Annotated in this window: 16 protein-coding genes; 8 read left to right on the top strand and 8 right to left on the bottom strand. The window is 51.7% G+C overall.

From position 1 onward, the window contains the following. Positions 1–37: 37 nt before the first annotated feature. The 3 genes from IR195_RS06675 to IR195_RS06685 form a co-directional block, all read right to left on the bottom strand. Positions 38–739, bottom strand: coding sequence for a hypothetical protein (locus IR195_RS06675; protein WP_125746905.1), 702 nt, complete (start codon positions 737–739; stop codon positions 38–40). A gap of 112 nt (positions 740–851) precedes the next feature. Beyond that, positions 852–1,850, bottom strand: a complete 999-nt coding sequence (locus IR195_RS06680; RefSeq protein WP_125746907.1) for a DUF3080 family protein — start codon at positions 1,848–1,850, stop codon at positions 852–854. A 3-nt stretch (positions 1,851–1,853) separates the two neighbouring features. Continuing rightward, complete coding sequence (locus IR195_RS06685) at positions 1,854–3,272, bottom strand: MATE family efflux transporter (RefSeq protein WP_125746909.1); 1,419 nt, start codon at positions 3,270–3,272, stop codon at positions 1,854–1,856. A 155-nt stretch (positions 3,273–3,427) separates the two neighbouring features. On the opposite strand from IR195_RS06685, the gene IR195_RS06690 reads away from it, so the two are divergent. After that, positions 3,428–4,009: an elongation factor P hydroxylase gene (locus IR195_RS06690; protein WP_206049074.1), complete on the top strand. Its 582-nt coding sequence runs from the start codon at positions 3,428–3,430 to the stop codon at positions 4,007–4,009. Here IR195_RS06690 and IR195_RS06695 read toward each other — a convergent pair. Further along, a complete protein-coding gene (locus IR195_RS06695) occupies positions 4,006–4,485 on the bottom strand; it encodes a hypothetical protein (RefSeq protein WP_125746913.1) in 480 nt (159 codons plus the stop codon). The genes IR195_RS06690 and IR195_RS06695 overlap by 4 nt on opposite strands. Before the next feature lie 12 nt (positions 4,486–4,497). Then, positions 4,498–5,349 (bottom strand): TatD family hydrolase, encoded by an 852-nt coding sequence (locus IR195_RS06700; protein WP_125746915.1) that lies wholly within the window; start codon positions 5,347–5,349, stop codon positions 4,498–4,500. Positions 5,350–5,618: 269 nt separating this feature from the next. Between IR195_RS06700 and IR195_RS06705 the strand changes: the two genes are divergently transcribed. From IR195_RS06705 to IR195_RS06725, 5 genes are all read left to right on the top strand, one after another. Then, positions 5,619–6,851 (top strand): ABC transporter substrate-binding protein, encoded by a 1,233-nt coding sequence (locus IR195_RS06705; protein ID WP_206049075.1) that lies wholly within the window; start codon positions 5,619–5,621, stop codon positions 6,849–6,851. A 41-nt stretch (positions 6,852–6,892) separates the two neighbouring features. After that, entirely contained in the window at positions 6,893–8,449 is a 1,557-nt protein-coding gene (locus IR195_RS06710) for a fatty acyl-CoA synthetase (RefSeq protein ID WP_206049076.1), read from the top strand. 2 nt (positions 8,450–8,451) lie between these two features. Beyond that, positions 8,452–9,594 (top strand): acyl-CoA dehydrogenase family protein, encoded by a 1,143-nt coding sequence (locus tag IR195_RS06715; protein WP_125746921.1) that lies wholly within the window; start codon positions 8,452–8,454, stop codon positions 9,592–9,594. A gap of 102 nt (positions 9,595–9,696) precedes the next feature. Next, complete coding sequence (gene bktB / locus IR195_RS06720) at positions 9,697–10,884, top strand: beta-ketothiolase BktB (RefSeq protein ID WP_206049077.1); 1,188 nt, start codon at positions 9,697–9,699, stop codon at positions 10,882–10,884. A gap of 37 nt (positions 10,885–10,921) precedes the next feature. Then, positions 10,922–12,589 carry a fatty acid--CoA ligase gene (locus tag IR195_RS06725; protein ID WP_206049078.1) on the top strand — a complete coding sequence of 556 codons (1,668 nt, stop codon included), beginning with the start codon at positions 10,922–10,924 and terminating at the stop codon, positions 12,587–12,589. Between the two features lie 3 nt (positions 12,590–12,592). On the opposite strand, the gene IR195_RS06730 is transcribed toward IR195_RS06725, so the two are convergent. Then, positions 12,593–13,606, bottom strand: a complete 1,014-nt coding sequence (locus IR195_RS06730) for an AraC family transcriptional regulator (RefSeq protein ID WP_125746927.1) — start codon at positions 13,604–13,606, stop codon at positions 12,593–12,595. A gap of 153 nt (positions 13,607–13,759) precedes the next feature. Here IR195_RS06730 and IR195_RS06735 point away from each other — a divergent pair, with 153 nt between their 5' ends. Continuing rightward, a complete protein-coding gene (locus tag IR195_RS06735; protein WP_206049079.1) occupies positions 13,760–15,679 on the top strand; it encodes an ATP-binding cassette domain-containing protein in 1,920 nt (639 codons plus the stop codon). Between the two features lie 50 nt (positions 15,680–15,729). Here the strand turns inward: IR195_RS06735 and IR195_RS06740 are convergent, their stop codons facing one another. Further along, complete coding sequence (locus IR195_RS06740) at positions 15,730–16,182, bottom strand: universal stress protein (protein ID WP_125746931.1); 453 nt, start codon at positions 16,180–16,182, stop codon at positions 15,730–15,732. 180 nt (positions 16,183–16,362) lie between these two features. Between IR195_RS06740 and IR195_RS06745 the strand changes: the two genes are divergently transcribed. Beyond that, complete coding sequence (locus tag IR195_RS06745) at positions 16,363–16,905, top strand: preprotein translocase subunit YajC (protein WP_146945123.1); 543 nt, start codon at positions 16,363–16,365, stop codon at positions 16,903–16,905. Positions 16,906–16,913: 8 nt separating this feature from the next. Here the strand turns inward: IR195_RS06745 and slyA are convergent, their stop codons facing one another. Further along, complete coding sequence (gene slyA, locus IR195_RS06750; RefSeq protein ID WP_125746935.1) at positions 16,914–17,366, bottom strand: transcriptional regulator SlyA; 453 nt, start codon at positions 17,364–17,366, stop codon at positions 16,914–16,916. Positions 17,367–17,374: the final 8 nt, after the last annotated feature.

The following is a 17,374-nucleotide window of genomic DNA, read 5'->3' on the forward strand; positions in this document are numbered from 1 at the left end:
TTAGGGTTTGGCTAGCCTCGCGAGTGCTTATGCAAGATCACCCCTCTTTATTTGGAACAACCATCATCGCCAAAGCTTCCAGTGTCGCAGGGTCTTCATCCATTATGCGGTTGGCGATATGGCGTTGAAAAAAGTAAACCGTGCGATGGCGGGAGTGGGCATCGTAAAGGCACTTATCACCCAGTAGAATGGGGGACGTTGTGGCTTGCTGCTCATCGGCAAGAACTGCTTCAACACTCCCATCGCTATACAGACGCCATCCATAGACTTGCTTCATATTCCAGGGGGCGTCGGGATGATTCATGCATAAAGCATGAGTGCCAAGGGTATCCGGAAGCTGTTGAATCAGCGTCACCTCTCCTGAAGCTTCATACTCGAAGTAACTGGCTGAGGCCATTAGCTCGTCGTATTTATGATCAGGAGGAAGGGCGAAAATTTCTTCAGTTTCTGGATCGCGGTAGCCAATAAACTGGCCATTTTCATGGCTGTCGAGTTCATGACAAGCAGCGAGCTTTTCCATCCATGGCACAAGGCCAATGATGTTACCGTTCTCTTGCAGCCCCCAGGCCAAAATAGGTAGGCCGTAATACGTGTCGGGACTCGCAGCGAGCTGGTAGACCATCTCTAACCCATCTAGCTCAGGGGCTAGGCGGATCAAGCATTTTTGCGCCTGCTGACGCTGACGCACGGTTTCCAGGTCGATGACCTGGGCAGAGCGGGGTGACAGGGATGCGCCCATAATGTCCCTCCTTGTGCTGCGTGGTCACGACATCGATAAACAGCGTATGCTGCTTACCACTTAGTTCACCAATAGCACAGGTTGCCAAGAAGGTTAAGGGGGTTTGTGATTTTTAATTATCGGAGCAGCTAGTAAATTGGTCTCGCAGCGCGTGGTGTTGTGCTTTTACTTGTTGGAGCCGCTGCCAGGGAGCCTGAGGATTGGTCAGTGATAACCAAGTGTCCTGATAGTTCTTAACCGCTTCAGGTGGCGTTATTTGCTGGGCATTAATTAGTTGGTTAATTGCTGTAAGCCACTTGAGGGAGATTTGTTCAACTTGATTTAAGCCCGCTAGAAAACCATCTTGCAGGCATTCACTAGTCGTTAAGCGTGCTGACTCAAGTGCTACGTTTGCCTCGGCTAAGCGTTGCTGGGCAAGCAATAATGTGCGTAAAATTTCTGCTGTTAAAGGCCTCTCTTGCAGTGCTTTAAGGTGGTTTTCAAGTGTTGAAGAGTCCTGTTGCCATGTTTGGCTAAATTGGTGTGTCACCATTTGTTCAAGGTAATCAACGGCAGCCAGTTGATTGTCAATATTAGGTAGTTCAGCACTGTTTAGGGGCGCGCTTGCTCGGGAAAAGCTTTTTTCCCACTCTTCAGAATCAAAAATAGCATTCCAACTGACAGCCGGTAGCTGTTCTGTCTTGAGTTCAGTTAGTTCAGCCAATCGCGCTTTATTGTCATCACTTAAGCCGTCAGGAACATCACTATTCCAGCAGGCACTTAGGCGCTGCCAGAGCGTGCGTTCGTAAAGCCAGTGCTGGCTAGGGGGAGCAACACGCCCCAGCTGATTGTTCCGCGCTGCAATGAGCGATGTTATCTGACACTCACGTAACGCATAGATATTGAGCATACCCTCTCGGGTTTCAGGAATAGTGAATAGTCGTTCTCGACGCTCGGGAAACTTACCAATATTAGGTGGAGGGTGACGCTCAATATCGGCAATTGCAAGGTCGCTAGTGAGCTGTTGGTGATACTCTACCCAAGGCTGTTCGGCACCATTGTCTCCGCAGCCCGCTAGTACCAGGCTGACACTGGTCGTCAGCCATAATATAGGTTGAGGGTAGAGCGCCATTGGTTACTCCTGTTGGCTAATCCATTTTAACCGCCAAGCAAGTAATAGTGCGGCTGTGCTGAGTCCTGCAATCAGGCCCATCCAGTAACCATGCACTCCCAGTGGGCCAGACATACCACCTAGACCGTGAGTTCCTAGCCAGTGGCCACCGCCTAAACCGACAATCCAGTAAGAAAGTACGGTAATGACCATCACGATACGGGTGTCTTTATAACCTCGTAATGCACCTGCTAAGTTGACTTGAAGTGAGTCCGATAGCTGGAAAATGACTGCCAGGGATATGATGGTGAGCGCCAAAGCCTGGATGTCGGCATTGGAGGTGTACAACGCAATCACCGGCACTGCTGTAAACCAAAGTAATGTACTGTTGATGACGGCCACAATGACACTGATCACGATACCGTTCCAAGCGACAGTGCGCGCCATAGCAGAGCGTTGTTGGCCCAATGTATTACCAACACGTACGGTAAGTGCCATGCTCAATGACATCGGCAGCATAAAGAGAATAGACGTGAAACTTAGGGCAATTTGGTGAGCCCCGACTGTGACCTCTCCAAAACTGGCAATAAACAAGGCTATCAGGGTAAATAACGTCACTTCCACGAAAATAGCCACACCGATAGGCATACCCACTACGACAAGCTCGCGGATGCCGGATAGTGTTGGTGGGGTTAGCGTTTGCCAAATTGAGACGCTTTGATAGGCGTGTCCTTTACGGGTATAGAGAGCCATTGCAACGGCCATTGTCCACATCGAGAGTGCTGTGGCGATGCCGCAGCCGAATGCGCCTAGTGCCGGTAGTTGTTGCAGAGCGCTGGGTAATCCATCACCTAATAGGTTAACTAGGCCATCGCCGCCATAGATAAGTAAATAGTTACTGGGAATATTAACGATTAGCCCCACTAAACTAATCCATAACGCGGGGCGAGTGTGATTCATGCCATCTGAAAAGGCTCTAAGTGCCTGAAACAAGGCGATCCCGGGCATGCCGAAGGCAACCGCGGAAAGGTAGGCAGCAGACTCTCTTGCAACCGCTGGAGGCACCCTCATAAGTTCGAAGATAGGTGTCACGACTGTCCACAGCAATACAGCGGCAGTGAACCCGAGTACTAATGCGACCCACAGTGCCTGGTGAACCGCAGGGCGAATATCACTGTTTCGCTTGCCACCCAAAAGGTGTGCCACGATAGGCGTAAGGCCCATTAATGTACCGGTCATAAATAGCATCAGTGGCATCCACAGGCTTGAGCCAACCGAAACGGCAGCTAAGTCGGTGGCGTTATGTCTGCCGGTCATCATGACGTCGACCACACTCATACCCGCCTGTGCGAGTTGAGCACCACAGATGGGGAGCGCTAACGCTACCAACGTGCGTGTTTCTGGCCAATAGATGGATTTTATATTGCTAGTAAAGCCGCCCACGGTATGTTTCCTGTTTAGCAAAGTGACCCAACAAAAGCCGGTAGAGTAGCAGGAGTTACTAGGATCACGGTAGCTGTCTAATGATTTGCCATCTCTTTATCATCTGGATAAGGCGCGGGTATACTTTACGAAATGAACGACGACGTAGGTATATAGTGACTCAAGAGCAGGAGCGTTGGACGCTTCACGACATAACGACGCTGTTTGATGGTGTGTTTCTAGCACGTTATCAGACGCGCTTAATCAAAGGTGGCGATGAACCCCTATATCGCCCAGCTACATCTGAAACACCTTATCATCAGGTGATTTTTGCGCGCGGCTTTTTTGCTAGTGCACTGCACGAAATCAGCCACTGGTGCATCGCAGGAGAGAAGCGTCGGCAGCTGGAAGATTACGGGTACTGGTACTTGCCTGATGGGCGCGACGCCCAGCAGCAGCACGCCTTCGAACAAGCGGAGATTGCCCCGCAGGCGTTGGAAAAGCTGTTTACCCATGCCTGCGGACGCACATTCCACGTTAGTGTCGATAATTTAGGTGGGGACGTTGAGGTCGATCGAGCAGCGTTTGCTGACAAAGTAGACGCTAGAGCGGCACGCTATTTAGCAGAGGGGCTGCCATTGCGTGCCAACGCTTTCTTGATCGCATTGACACGCTATTATCAGCATCAAGATACCTTGGTGCAGGCCATTAAACAGGGGCAGCGAGAACTTGACGTGGCGTTGGCCGCGACGGCTTAGTCTTTCTCGGTAAGCTGCTTGTGAAGCGTTAGCATTACTTCAATTTCGTGCTCGGGCCGCATCGGTTCGAGCCCCATGTCGTTAAAAATTTCGCTGCGTAAACGGTGCCAATCTCGCGCGCTAATCGCCTCATAAAGCACCTGTGCAGGCGCTAATTCAACAAAAGGATCCAAACCGTAGGTGTCAAAGAGTCGAGCCAGCGCTGCTTCATCCTCACCGTTATCGCTGGTGTACAGCGTAGCTGAGAAGTGATCGGTCTCTAGTTCACGTATGACATCCAAAGGGCTGACGCCGAGGCTTTCTAGCTCTTCAATGCTATAAGATCCCATCACGTTTGTGTCTTCACTGATCCAGCTATCGTCAGGCTGAATGAGTGTCTGCTTTATACGTCCATCAGGTAGAGACCAAGCAATAGCCAGCGGCAAGCCGTTATCTTCGCCCGTCTCAATGGCAATAAACCCTGGGTAATCAGCCACGCTTTGCTCCTTTTAAGCTTCCGTATCGAGGCGGAAAAAATGCTGGGCAGTGCGGGTTGTTGCGTTCCCCAGCTCGGTTTCGGTCACGTCATGCCATTGGGCAATCTCTCTTACAATCCATGGTAGCAAGGCTGGCTCGTGACGGCGTCCTTTTAGTTTGGCAGGAAGATTACGAGGCAGCAGGTAAGGACAGTCAGTCTCTACCATTAACCTGTCTAACGGAATATCTTTCACTATTGAGCGAAGGTGATGACCTCTGCGCTCATCACAAATCCAGCCAGTTAAACCAATATGAAGGTCTAAATCGAGATAGCCGTGTAACGTATCTCGATCAGCGGTGAAGCAGTGAATAACAGCTTGGCTGATGTCGTCTCGCCAGCTATGCAGCATTTCACGCATTCGTTGTCCTGCGTCGCGTTCGTGCAAAAATAGTGGTAAGCCACTTTCAGCAGCGAGCGCCAACTGAGCTTCAAACGCTAGCTCTTGCTCGTGAGGCGTTGAAAAATTGCGATTAAAGTCCAGTCCACACTCGCCCACGGCAACCACTTCAGGTTTTTGATGAAGCGTTTTTAACTGGCGTGCCACGTCACTGCTCCACCCGCTAGCATCGTGTGGGTGAACCCCGGCAGTGGCATATATGCCTGGGGTCTGTTTAGCCAGTTCTACGGCTTGCTCGGCGTGTTCAATATCAGTACCCGTCACTATTAAGGTAGCTACATTGGCCGCTTTCGCCCGCGCAATGACATCCGCTAAATCACGCTGAAAACTTTCGTGAGTCAGGTTAGCGCCGATATCCACTAAGGGGGCATCAGAACGAAATTGCAGCGCCTCGGGTAAAAAGCTATCCACATCACTTGTCGCCAAGCGTCACACTCCCAGTGTCAGTTAAATATTCGATGGCAGCTAGCAAGCGTTGACTATTTAGCCAGCTGAAAAACGTTATTGTAGCGCTGGAGAGTAACAACGACTAATGGTCTATCCCGAATGGATATCTTATTCGAATGGCACGAATTGCAAAAAAACTGGCTCGATAGGTAAACAGTAAAGCGGTTTTTACTTTTAACATGAGGATGAAGCATGAAATAAATCGGGCTTAAGGCTCTTTTAATAACAACAATAGATAGGTAAAAAGCATGCATCTATCACGTCATTGCGCTATTTCTGCGCTATCGGCTGCCGTCATCACAGCTAGCTATGCTCCCAGCGTGGCCGCCAATGAAGGTATTTCAGATAATGAAATCCGTATTGGTTATCTAGCTGATATGTCAGGTGTTTATCGTGATCCAATAGGCCCGTTAGGACAAGATGCCATTGAGATGGCAATTGAGGATATTGGTGGCAGTGTACACGGTGCCCAAATCGTCGTCTTTAGTGCCGATGATCGTAATAGCCCTGATGTTGGCTCAAGCGTAGTGCGCGAATGGATTGATGAACGCAATGTCGATATGGTCACTGGCCTAGTGGCTTCATCGGTTACATTAGCAGCCGTAGGCTTGTTAGAAGAGGCGGATAAACTTGGCTTAGTGAACGGTGCTGTTTCTTCCAGTGTCACTAACGAGCACTGCTCTCCCAACCATATTCACTGGGTTTACGATACCTGGGCGATGTCTAACGGTACGGCAAAGGCAATTACCCAAGAAGGCTATAAAAACTGGTATTTACTCAGTGCCGACTATTCGTTTGGTCATGCGCTTGAAGCAGATGTAGAGCGGGTGGTCACTGAGAATGGTGGAACGATAGTAGGTAGCGCACGACACCCCTTTCCGAACAGTGACTTTTCCTCTTTTATGCTGCAGGCCCAGGCATCGGGCGCTGATGTAATTGCCCTCAATAATGCTGGTGGTGACACCATTAATGCGGTGCAAACGGCAGGCGAATTTGGCATTACTCAAGTCGGACAGATTCTAGCCGGCATGGTGCTGTTCAGTACTGATATACGCAGCATTGGATTGGAGAGCGCTCAAGGGCTGCAGTTCACTAAAGCATGGTATTACGACCTAACTGATGAAACGCGTGCCTGGGCAGAGCGTTTTCGTGAGCGCACCGGCAGCATGCCGACCATGGTGCACGCAGGGCTCTATTCCAGCACCCGCCACTATTTAGAAGCCATTGAGGCAGCGGGAACAGACGACACGCAAACCGTGCGTCAGCAGATGGCTGATACCCCCATTAACGATATCTTTGCAACGAACGGCTACATTCGTGAAGACGGCCGTATGGTCCATGATATGTACCTCGTTGAAGTGAAAACACCGGAAGAGTCAGCCGATGAGGATGACCTTTTCAGAGTTGTGCGCACGATTCCCGCCGAGGAAGCATTCCGGCCACTTTCTGAAAGCATTTGCCCACTCGTCAGCAATTCGTAAAACGCTGAAGCCCTAACAACACATAACAATAAGGATTTGGCATGCAACAGACACCTTTAATTCACCGTAATACGATTGGCGCTGCGCTAAACCGCAGCGCTCGCAAATATTCTCAGCAGCTCGCATTAACGTTTGGTGAGCGGGTGTGGAACTATCAGTCGCTTAACGATGCCGCTAACAGCGTGGCTAGTGGCTTGTTAGAGGCCGGTCTTTCTCCTGGGGATCGGTTGGCGGTATACGGTAAAAACTCAGATGCCTATGTTATTGCCTGGCTTGCTGCCACTAAGGCAGGCTTAGTACATGTGCCGATTAACTTTGCGCTAAGTAGTGATGAACTGCGCTATATCCTTGAGCAGTCTGGGGCGAAAGGATTGCTAAGCGATATTTCGTTAGCTGACAAAGTGCAGCAGGCAGCCCAAGGGTTAGCATTAACGGTTAATGGAACACTGCATGCTGATCAACAAGATAACCCGTTAGATCGGTTTGATGTCTTGGCTTATGCGCAAACCTCGCTATCAACAAGCGAGCCAACGGTCGCCGTAGAGGGAAGCAGTCTGGCGCAGCTGCTTTATACCTCTGGCACAACCGCAGCGCCTAAAGCGGCAATGATGACCCACCAAGCGCTGATGGCGGAATATATGGCCTGCATGGTGGAGCTGGATATCAAGGGAAGTGACGCCATGTTGGCCGCTCTTCCGCTTTACCACTCCGCACAAATGCATGTTTTTTTGATGCCGGCTTTACTCCTTGGCGCCCCCATTCATTTGCTTGAAGCACCGCTACCGGATAGCTGCTTGGCGGCGATTGCCGAAAAAAATGTCGTATCTTTTTTTGCGCCGCCCACTGTGTGGATCAGCTTACTGCGCCACCCAGACTTTGATCAGTTCGATTTAACCACACTCAAGAAAGCGTACTACGGCGCCTCGATCATGCCGGTGCCTGTGCTGGAAGAGATGCAGCAGCGTTTCTCCGGCGTTGGTTTATATAACTGCTATGGGCAGAGTGAAATTGCCCCTTTGGCAACGGTGTTACGTCCAGAAGAGCACACTGAGCGTCCTGCGTCGGCGGGGCGGCCGATACTTACAGTGGAAACGCGCATTGTGGATTTGGAAATGAACGACGTTGCCCCCGGTGAGCATGGCGAGATTGTCCATCGTTCGCCGCAGTTAATGACGGGCTACTGGGATAAGCCGGAGATGACCGCTGAGTCTTTCCAAGGTGGTTGGTTTCACTCTGGTGATGTGGGCTACTTCGATGAAGCAGGCTACTTATATGTCGTGGACCGGATTAAAGACGTTATCAATACGGGGGGCGTGCTGGTTGCCAGCCGTGAGGTAGAAGAGGCGCTGTTTAAGCACTCGGCCATTTCGGAAGTAGCGGTGGTAGGGCTGCCTGACGAAAAGTGGATTGAAGCGATAACCGCTGTCGTTGTGGTGAAAGAGGGGCAGGTGGTTAACGAGGATGAGCTCATCCAACATGTTAAAAGCTTGATTGCACCCTACAAGGTTCCTAAGCGTGTGGTGTTTGCAGAGGCGCTGCCAAAAAGCACCGCAGGTAAAATTCTTAAACGTCACCTGCGCAAAGACCTAAAGGAGTGAGCATGGACGAGCAAACACAAGCGCTGTTTCATGACATGATCAGCCGCTGCTTAGCGCAGGAAGTGGCGCCTTTCTATGACCAGTGGGAAGCGGATGGTGAAATACCACGCTCTTTATGGCTAGCGCTGGGTGCTGCTGGTCTATTGGGGATTGATCTTGATGAGACCTATGGCGGCTCAGGTGCCGATATTGCTATCACCCAACTAGTACTGGAGGAGATGTCTCGACAAGGATTTGGTGGGCTAGCCAGCGCTTATAATATTCACGCCAATATCGTGATGCCTTACCTGCAAAACTTAGCCACTGATGAACAGCGCGAAACCTGGCTACCCCGCATGGCCAGTGGGGAGTGGTTGGGGGCGATTGCCATGAGTGAGCCACACGCTGGCAGCGATCTGGCTGCGATGAAAACCCGCGCGACCAAAACAGCTGACGGGTGGACGCTTAACGGCAGCAAACTATTTATTACCAATGGCCAAGTGGCCGATCTCGTTATTGTCTGTGCAAAAACAGACCCCAGCGCAGGTGCAAAAGGGGTCTCGCTGTTTTTGGTCGATACGTCACTTGCCGGTTTTTCCCGTGGCAAGCCGATTAAGAAAATTGGCCAGCACGCCAGCGATACGGCAGAACTAGCATTTGACCAACTGCAACTGCCTAACAGTGCCTTATTGGGGGAAGAGGGCGCTGGGTTTCGCTACCTCATGCAAGAGCTGCCCCGGGAGCGCTTAGGCGTAGGCGCGCAAGCGCTTGGCGCGGTAGAGGGCGCGTTGGCATTAACGCTTGATTACGTTACCCAGCGCCACGCGTTTGGTCAGCGCGTGGCCGACTTTCAAAATACCCGCTTTACGCTGGCTGAGATCAAGGCACAGCTGGATGTCGCGCGAGCTTACTTCGATCAGTGCGTAAATAAGTACCGCCACGGCACGATGACCAGTACCGAGGCTGCAATACTCAAATTACAGCTTAGCGAGCTGCAGTGTCGTGCTGTTGATCGATGCCTTCAGCTGTTTGGTGGCTATGGTTACACCCATGAATATCCCATTTCACGCTTCTATTTAGACGCGCGGGTGCAAACTATTTACGCCGGTAGTTCTGAGATTATGAAAGAGGTGGTCGCACGCTCGCTGTTGGGCAAAGTGGCTTAAGTGCTTTTTTTAAGTACTTTTTTTAAGTGCTTTGCTTAAGTCCTTTGCTTAAGCCCTTTTCTTAAGTCCTTTTCCGCTGTGCGTCATTACTAAGGAGAGATTATGCAACTGGATAGCGTTGTTATTGTAAGCGGTGCTCGCACCGCTATTGGCGGGTTTGGTGGGTCACTCTCATCTTTCGCGCCCCATGAGTTAGGCACTATCACTGCCCAGGAAGCACTGCGCCGTGCGGGCATTACTGGTGCCGACATCGATCACTCTGTGTATGGCCATATTATTACCACTGGCCCGGAGGATGCCTACCTTGCCCGCCATATCGCGTTGAGTGCGGGTGTGCCAAAAGAAGCCGGTGCCTTTAATGTTAACCGGTTATGTGGTTCCGGTGTGCAGGCCGTGATATCCGCCGCACAGCAAATCGCTCTGGGCGACAGCCGCTTAGCATTGGCAGGTGGGGCTGAGTCGATGTCGCGAGGTGCTTATCTATTGCCATCTCAAGCACGCAACGGCATACGCCTAGGCGATGCCAATATCCAGGACCTTACCCTCGGCATTCTTAGTGACCCATTTGGCAGCGGACATATGGGAATGACTGCTGAAAATATCGCCAAGCAGTATGGCTTTAGCCGCGAGCAGCTAGATCAGTTTGCATTGGATAGCCATCGCAAGGCGGCAATAGCCATTGCAGAAGGGCGTTTTGACGAGCAAATCGTGCCTGTTGAGGTGACAAAAGGTAAACAGATGGTTTCCTTTGCCCGTGACGAACATGTGCGAGAAGGCGTTGAGTTAAGCGATTTAGCACGGCTTAAACCGGCTTTTAAAAAAGAGGGAGTGGTTACGGCAGGCAATGCCTCTGGGATCAACGATGGCGCGGCGACCTTGGTGCTGGCGCATGCTGATGAAGCGCAACGGCGCAATTTAACGGTTAGGGCGCGGCTGCGTGTGGCAACCACCGCCGGTGTGGAACCTTCGGTAATGGGGTTAGGGCCAATCCCCGCGGTGAAACGCTGTCTCCAGCAGGCAGGGCTGACGATTAATGACATTGATGTGATTGAGTCCAATGAAGCGTTCGCGGCACAAGCGATGGCGGTTGCCGATACGCTGGGCTTCCCAGTGGAGAAACTAAACCCGAATGGCGGTGCAGTGGCGCTCGGCCACCCAGTCGGCGCGACCGGTGCCATCTTGATTCTAAAAGCCTTGCACGAATTGGAACGACGTCAGGGCCGCTATGGTTTGATCACGCTGTGTATCGGCGGTGGGCAGGGCATTGCGCTGTTAATCGAGCGCGAATAACAAACGGTTTTCCAATCACAATCGACAGGTGTGTTTTATGTCTACGATAACGCCAAAAATACTTCCCTCTACGCCGTCTGCGACTAGCTCGCCGCTGTTAATTAGCGACTTACTTGAGTCCGGCGTTCGAATGGCGGGGAACAACCAGATTGTTTATCGAGACCAGAGCCGTCATGACTATCAACGTTTTCGTGAGCGGGTACACCAGCTTGCCCATACGCTAACAGCACAGGGCGTCCAGGCGGGGGATGTGGTGGCGGTGTTAGACTGGGATAGCCATCGCTATTTAGAGTGCTTTTTTGCCATTCCCATGATTGGTGCCGTGCTACACACCGTTAATGTACGTTTGGCGCCCGAGCAAATTCACTACACGATGGAGCACGCTGAAGACGTCTTTGTGCTGGTACATGAGGATTTTGTACCACTACTGGAGCCGCTGGCTGATCAACTACCTAATATACGCGGTTACCTACTTTGCCAAGAAGCGGCGAGTCAAGGAGCACAAAACGCAGTCAGCACGTCGCTGCCATTAGTGGGTGAGTTTGAGGCGTTGTTAAGTGAGCAGCCAACTCATTATGAGTTCCCTATTTTTGATGAAAATGCAGTGGCTACGCTGTTCTACACCACGGGTACCACCGGCAATCCGAAAGGGGTGTTTTTTACCCACCGTCAATTAGTCCTGCACACACTAGGTGAAGCCAGTACCTTCCAAGCACCGGGTTTTGAGCTGCTCAACCGCGACAAGGTATACATGCCCATCACGCCGATGTTCCATGTGCATGCCTGGGGCGTGCCTTACACTGCCACGTTGATGGGAGCGACCCAGGTGTACCCTGGCCGCTATGAGCCGGAAATGTTGGTCAAACTGTTGGTGAACGAAAAGGTCGATTTCTCCCACTGCGTGCCAACGCTGTTAAATATGGTGGTTAGCGCTGACGCTATCGCATCGAAAAAAATTGATTTAACCGGCTGGAAGGTGCTCGTCGGCGGCAGTGCGCTAACCCAAGCCCTGGCTAGCCGTGCTTGGTCACTCGGCATTGATACACGAAGTGCCTACGGCATGTCAGAAACCTGCCCGCTGCTAACCGCTGATATTTTACCTCAGGATGTTGCCGAGGCTGATTTTGAAACGCAGCTTCCCTGGCGGTGTAAAGCTGGTTTACCCGTGCCCCTAGTGAAATTGCAGGTGGTTGATGCCAACGGAGAACCGTTACCCCATGATGGCGTCAGTGTCGGTGAAGTGCGTGCCCAGGCACCCTGGTTAACCCAGGCGTACTACAAAGAAGAGAAACGCAGTGAAGAGCTTTGGCGGGATGGATGGCTGCATACCGGTGATGTTGGCTCGATTGATAAGCATGGTTTCTTAGCCATTAGCGACCGTATTAAAGATGTCATCAAAACCGGTGGCGAGTGGCTCTCTTCACTTGAGCTGGAAAGCTATATCAGCCAATGCCCGGGGGTCGCTGAGGTGGCGGTGATTGGCGTTGTGGATGATAAATGGGGTGAGCGTCCAGCAGCGCTGGTTGTTCCCAGCGATGTCAACAACCCGCCCACGGCAGAAGAAGTACAGGCGTTTATGGAGCAGTTCGTCGAGCAGGGCAGCATCAATCGCTGGGGTATTCCATCGCTGATTCGTTTCGTAGATGAAATTCCTAAAACCAGTGTGGGTAAGCTGGATAAAAAGCGCATTCGTACTGAGATATAAACGTTAGCGTTTTATGCCCGCCGTTTGCGCCTTGCGGTAAGCGGCGGGTGAATTCCCGGTCCACTGTTTAAACGCTCGGCTAAGACAAGCCAAGTCTTCAAATCCTAGTTTTTCTGCAATGGCTGTTAGTGGCTGTGTGCTGCGAGTGAGTGCTTGAATAGCATAGTCGCGACGGTATTCGTCTTTAACCGCCTGGAAATGGGTACCTTCAAGTTTCAGGTGCCTTGAGAGTGTCCGCACGGACATATGTAACGCGTCTGCCACATGCTGAACCGTACACGAGGTGGGTAAGTGGCGGCTAAGATGTTCGCGAACCCGGTGCGTAATCAAACGATCTTCAAAAGAGACGTAGAACCAGTCGGCCGGTGCGCGTTGTAGAAATGCGCCAAGATGTTGTTTCGTTTGGCGTATGGGGTGGTTTAGAAACACCTTATCAAAGTAAACAGCTGTTTGCGGTTGATCAAATTTTAGCTTGCCGGGGTAGAAGTAGAGATAGTCAGCGCTATGAGCGGGCTGGGCGTAGCCGCACTCCATCAGGATAGGTGGAATTTTGCGTGCGATCATCCAGGAGGCGATACCGTGAAACAGTTTCAACATCAATTCATGAATCAATATACGGCTGCCATGCAGCGGTGCGCGCTCTTCAAGCGCCATGCGAGCAAATTCGCCCTCAATAGTGAAGTCGTAGCTGAAATCATCTAATAAAATCCGGAAAAACTGCGTATAGCGATGAAGCGCAACATGCAGCGTAGGTGCATCTAGCAAGCTCAAGCACAGCAGCTTTAGCGTTCCACAGCGTAGCGGCCTGGAGAAAAAGCAGGGTGTTTCATCATCTAGCTCAAGGGCAAGGAGGCGGTAAAGCTCGGCAAACTGTTCAACAGTGACTCGGCCGTTTGGTGCGCTGAGTAGAAAAGGGGAAATTCCAGCAAGCTCCAGATAGCGGACAGGGGAGTGCTCGGTGGCGGGTAAGCCACACAACAGTTCGTTCACAAAGTGCATTGAGACGGTAACGGTCACGATGTCAGCCCTAAACGAGTAGCTTGGTGCTACCTTGTTATTATCACGTGATGGTGGGACGTTAGCACGATGTGTCGTTTGGCTCTATAAGGGCTCTCCTTAAGGCGAGCGCATGCGTTACACTGTGCGGCTCATGATGAAGGAGGACACTGCGTGACCTTGTTACGACTCGAACAGCTGCAACTCGCTTACGGCACCCAAGTACTGCTTAACCGCGCCGACCTAACGGTTGAAAAAGGCGAGCGGCTGGCGCTGGTCGGGCGCAACGGCACCGGTAAATCAACGCTATTAAAACTAGTCGCGGGCGATATTCATGCCGATGACGGTTCGATTTGGCGTGCGCCGGGCTTGAAGATTGGCGTATTGTCCCAGGAACTGCCTGAGTCCTCAGGCATGACGATTTTTGACATGGTTGCTCAGGGGCTGCCGGAAGCGGGGGAGCTGCTTTCTGAATACCAGCATTTGATCAATGATCCCGACCCCGACATGAGCCGCATGGCCAAGCTGCAAACTCGCATAGAGGCTATCGACGGTTGGTCTTTCCATCAGAACATTGACGTTGTACTCACCCGTTTAGGATTACCTCCTGAAGCTGAAATGAGTGCGCTTTCCGGTGGCTGGCGCCGCCGTGTTGCGTTGGCGCGCGCCTTGGTTTCCGAGCCAGATTTACTGCTTCTTGACGAGCCTACCAACCATCTCGACCTAGACACGATTGCTTGGTTGGAAGAGCAACTGCTAGCTTTCAACGGCGCGGTATTACTGATTACCCACGACCGTGCCTTTCTATCTAAGCTGGCCACCTCCATCCTTGAACTAGATCGCGGCAAGCTTGGCCGTTATCCCGGCAACTATGCCGAGTATCAAGAGCGTAAGCAGCACGAGCTAGAAGTCGAAGCGCGAGAAAACGCGCTTTTCGATAAAAAACTAGCCCAAGAAGAAGTCTGGATTCGTCAAGGCGTCAAAGCGCGGCGTACACGCAACGAGGGGCGTGTGCGGGAGCTTGAGCAGATGCGCTTGGAGCGTAGCCAGCGACGTGAGCGTCAGGGGACTGCCAATCTCACTGTCGACAGCGGCGAGCGTACCGGTAAGCGGGTAGTCGAGCTGAAAGGCGTAACACAGCGCTTTGGTAATGATGTCATTCTGCGTGACGTGAATCTTGAAGTGATGCGTGGCGACCGTATAGGTTTCCTTGGTCGCAACGGTGCAGGTAAAACAACGCTGCTGAAAATTTTGCTCGGCGAGCTTACTCCAACAGAAGGTAGCGTTCAGCTGGGGACCAATTTAAAGGTCGCTTACTTCGATCAGTTGCGTGCCGGTTTAGAGCTGGAAAAAACCGTCTACGACAACGTCGCCCAAGGCAGCGATCGGGTAACCGTTGGCGGAAAAGATCGCCACGTAATGAGCTACCTTCAGGACTTTCTATTCACACCTGACCGCGTTCGACAGCCGGTAAAAGCCCTTTCCGGCGGCGAATCCAACCGCCTGTTGCTAGCCAAGTTGTTTACTCAGCCTGCCAACGTATTGGTGTTGGATGAGCCTACCAACGACCTGGATATGGAAACCTTGGAGTTGCTTGAAGAGCTGCTACTGGACTTTGATGGCACGCTGCTCCTGGTCTCCCACGACCGGACATTTATGGACAACGTCGTGACCAGCATGCTGGCCTTTGAGGGCGAGGGGGTTGTGCGTGAATACGTAGGTGGTTACACAGATTGGATTCGCCAAGGCGGCAAATTACCACCTGCTCCGTGGGAGGGCGCTGCCCGTCAGAACACCGAGCCGACCAGCGCTGTCATTGAAAAAGCGCCAGAGAAGCCGGTTGCCGAGCCTGTTAAAAAAACCGTTAAGCTGTCTTACAAAGTGCAGCGGGAGTTAGATGCGTTACCTGCGGAGATTGAGCGTCTTGAGAGTGAAGTAGAGGCATTAGAGCAAGAAATTGGCGACCCCGCTTTCTATCAGCAAGAAGCCAGTACTATCACTGCTAAGCTGCAAACGTTAGAGAACGTACAGCAAGCACTTGAAACGGCCATGGAGCGTTGGATGGAGCTTGAGGCGATGGCCAGCGGTGACTGATATGAGTATTGAATGAGTAAAGGCACCCAGTGGGTGCCTTTCTATACGAATTACTCGTCGCTCTCTTCACCTTTTTTGCCGACCCGAACGGCCAAAACGTCGCACTGTGCACCGTGCAGTACACCGGTAGACGTGGAACCTAGCAGCAGGGCAAAGCCATGGCGCCCATGCGAGCCAACAACGATTAGATCGACGTTGTGCTCTTCTGCAAAGCGATGAATTTCAGTGTCCGGCATGCCGACGACGACATGTTGGTCAGCGGGCTCGACGTGAGGAGCGGCAATTTCAGCCAGCCGCTTCTTCGCATGGTCATCCAACTGGTCTTGAATGCTGGTGAGATCCATCGGAATGTCACCACCGTAAGCGAAGCCCAGTGGCTCAAGGGTGTGCATGATTGAAATCTTAGCGTCGTTGTTGCGAGCAGCAATCGCGACTGCGCGCTCTAAGATTTTATGGGAGTCCTTAGTTAAATCAACGGCTACTAAAATGTGGTGATAGCTCATGGCTTATCTCCTTCGTGATAATTAACAAAGAGAACGCGTTGTTAGATGACCTTTACTTTAGGCTTCAAGTGCCATCTTAACAACGATCTATGTCATGCTTTTTTAAGTTAATTCGCTAGTATGACCAATTTTTAACATCAATGCTGATGGCCAGTATTTGCGACGAGGGGAAGTGATTAGATGGAGTGGCTTATTGTTATTTTTATATCGCTGTTTGTTATCGCGCCGGTAATGTGGCTTAAGCCCAGCCCGCGGCAGAAGCGCCATATGGCGCTGCGTTTGAATGCCGCCAAGAAGCATGGGGTAGTGATCAAGATGGAGAAGCCCCCGTTGCACAACTTTCGAGGCACGATGCCCGCTTATCGGTGGTATTTTCCCCATCACGCGCCAGGGCCTGATTTTGTGTTAGTGCGTGAATCGAACGCAAGTGAAGCGCTGGAGCTTTATCATGCTGGGTGGCGTTGGCGCATTGCACCGTTACGGCCATTGCCTGAAATGGCAAGCGCTACTTTGAAAACCCTGCTAGAGCGCCTTCCACAAGATGCTTTGGTGGTTGAGTCGAACGCGACGGCGTTAACACTATGGTGGTGGGAGTCACAGACTGCGGAGCGTTTTGCTATCTATGGAGAAGATTTTCAGACGCTAAGAAAGGCGCTTAGCGGATTGTCAGACCGCCCTGCTGCAAAGCCGCTAAACGGGGCTGGCGAAACAGCAGGGCAGTAATACATGTCTTACGCCGTGGGACTGTCTTGGTCTCTTAACTGGATCGCCATACCATTGGCTTCTATTAGCGCTAGCCACTTGTCTAATTGATCTAGATCGCTCTCACTGAGGCCAGCCAGCATCTCTTTGCGTGCCTCCTGGACGACACTGTCGATTTGTTCAAGTAGCGGCATTGCCGCTGGCGTCAGATAGAGTCGTTTGCTGCGCCGGTCATTATCGCAGGCTCGCCGCTCAACCAGTCCTTGCTCCTCAAGTTGTCCAAGGGTTCTAACTAATGAGGGCGCTTCTACGCCAATCACCCTTGCTAGATCACACTGAGGGTTGCCTTCACCTAACTTCCATAAATGGTAAAGCGTCACCCAGCGTGTTTGTGTTAACCCCAAGGGCGCTAGCCTTCGATCAAGAATAGAGCGCCACAAGTGGGGCAGACGTGCAATGCGAAAACCAATTGTTGAAGCCATAGTAAACA

It is taken from the genome of Vreelandella venusta, from assembly GCF_015689495.1.
Taxonomy (GTDB): Bacteria; Pseudomonadota; Gammaproteobacteria; order Pseudomonadales; family Halomonadaceae; genus Vreelandella; species Vreelandella venusta.

Excerpts from the sequence above, each read along its gene's own strand:
- IR195_RS06675 (WP_125746905.1), bottom strand. The coding sequence starts at position 739 with ATGGGCGCATCCCTGTCACCCCGCTCTGCCCAGGTCATCGACCTGGAA.
- IR195_RS06680 (WP_125746907.1), bottom strand. The coding sequence starts at position 1,850 with ATGGCGCTCTACCCTCAACCTATATTATGGCTGACGACCAGTGTCAGC.
- IR195_RS06705 (WP_206049075.1), top strand. The coding sequence starts at position 5,619 with ATGCATCTATCACGTCATTGCGCTATTTCTGCGCTATCGGCTGCCGTC.
- IR195_RS06710 (WP_206049076.1), top strand. The coding sequence starts at position 6,893 with ATGCAACAGACACCTTTAATTCACCGTAATACGATTGGCGCTGCGCTA.
- IR195_RS06715 (WP_125746921.1), top strand. The coding sequence starts at position 8,452 with ATGGACGAGCAAACACAAGCGCTGTTTCATGACATGATCAGCCGCTGC.
- bktB (WP_206049077.1), top strand. The coding sequence starts at position 9,697 with ATGCAACTGGATAGCGTTGTTATTGTAAGCGGTGCTCGCACCGCTATT.
- IR195_RS06725 (WP_206049078.1), top strand. The coding sequence starts at position 10,922 with ATGTCTACGATAACGCCAAAAATACTTCCCTCTACGCCGTCTGCGACT.
- IR195_RS06740 (WP_125746931.1), bottom strand. The coding sequence starts at position 16,182 with ATGAGCTATCACCACATTTTAGTAGCCGTTGATTTAACTAAGGACTCC.
- IR195_RS06745 (WP_146945123.1), top strand. The coding sequence starts at position 16,363 with ATGGAGTGGCTTATTGTTATTTTTATATCGCTGTTTGTTATCGCGCCG.
- slyA (WP_125746935.1), bottom strand. The coding sequence starts at position 17,366 with ATGGCTTCAACAATTGGTTTTCGCATTGCACGTCTGCCCCACTTGTGG.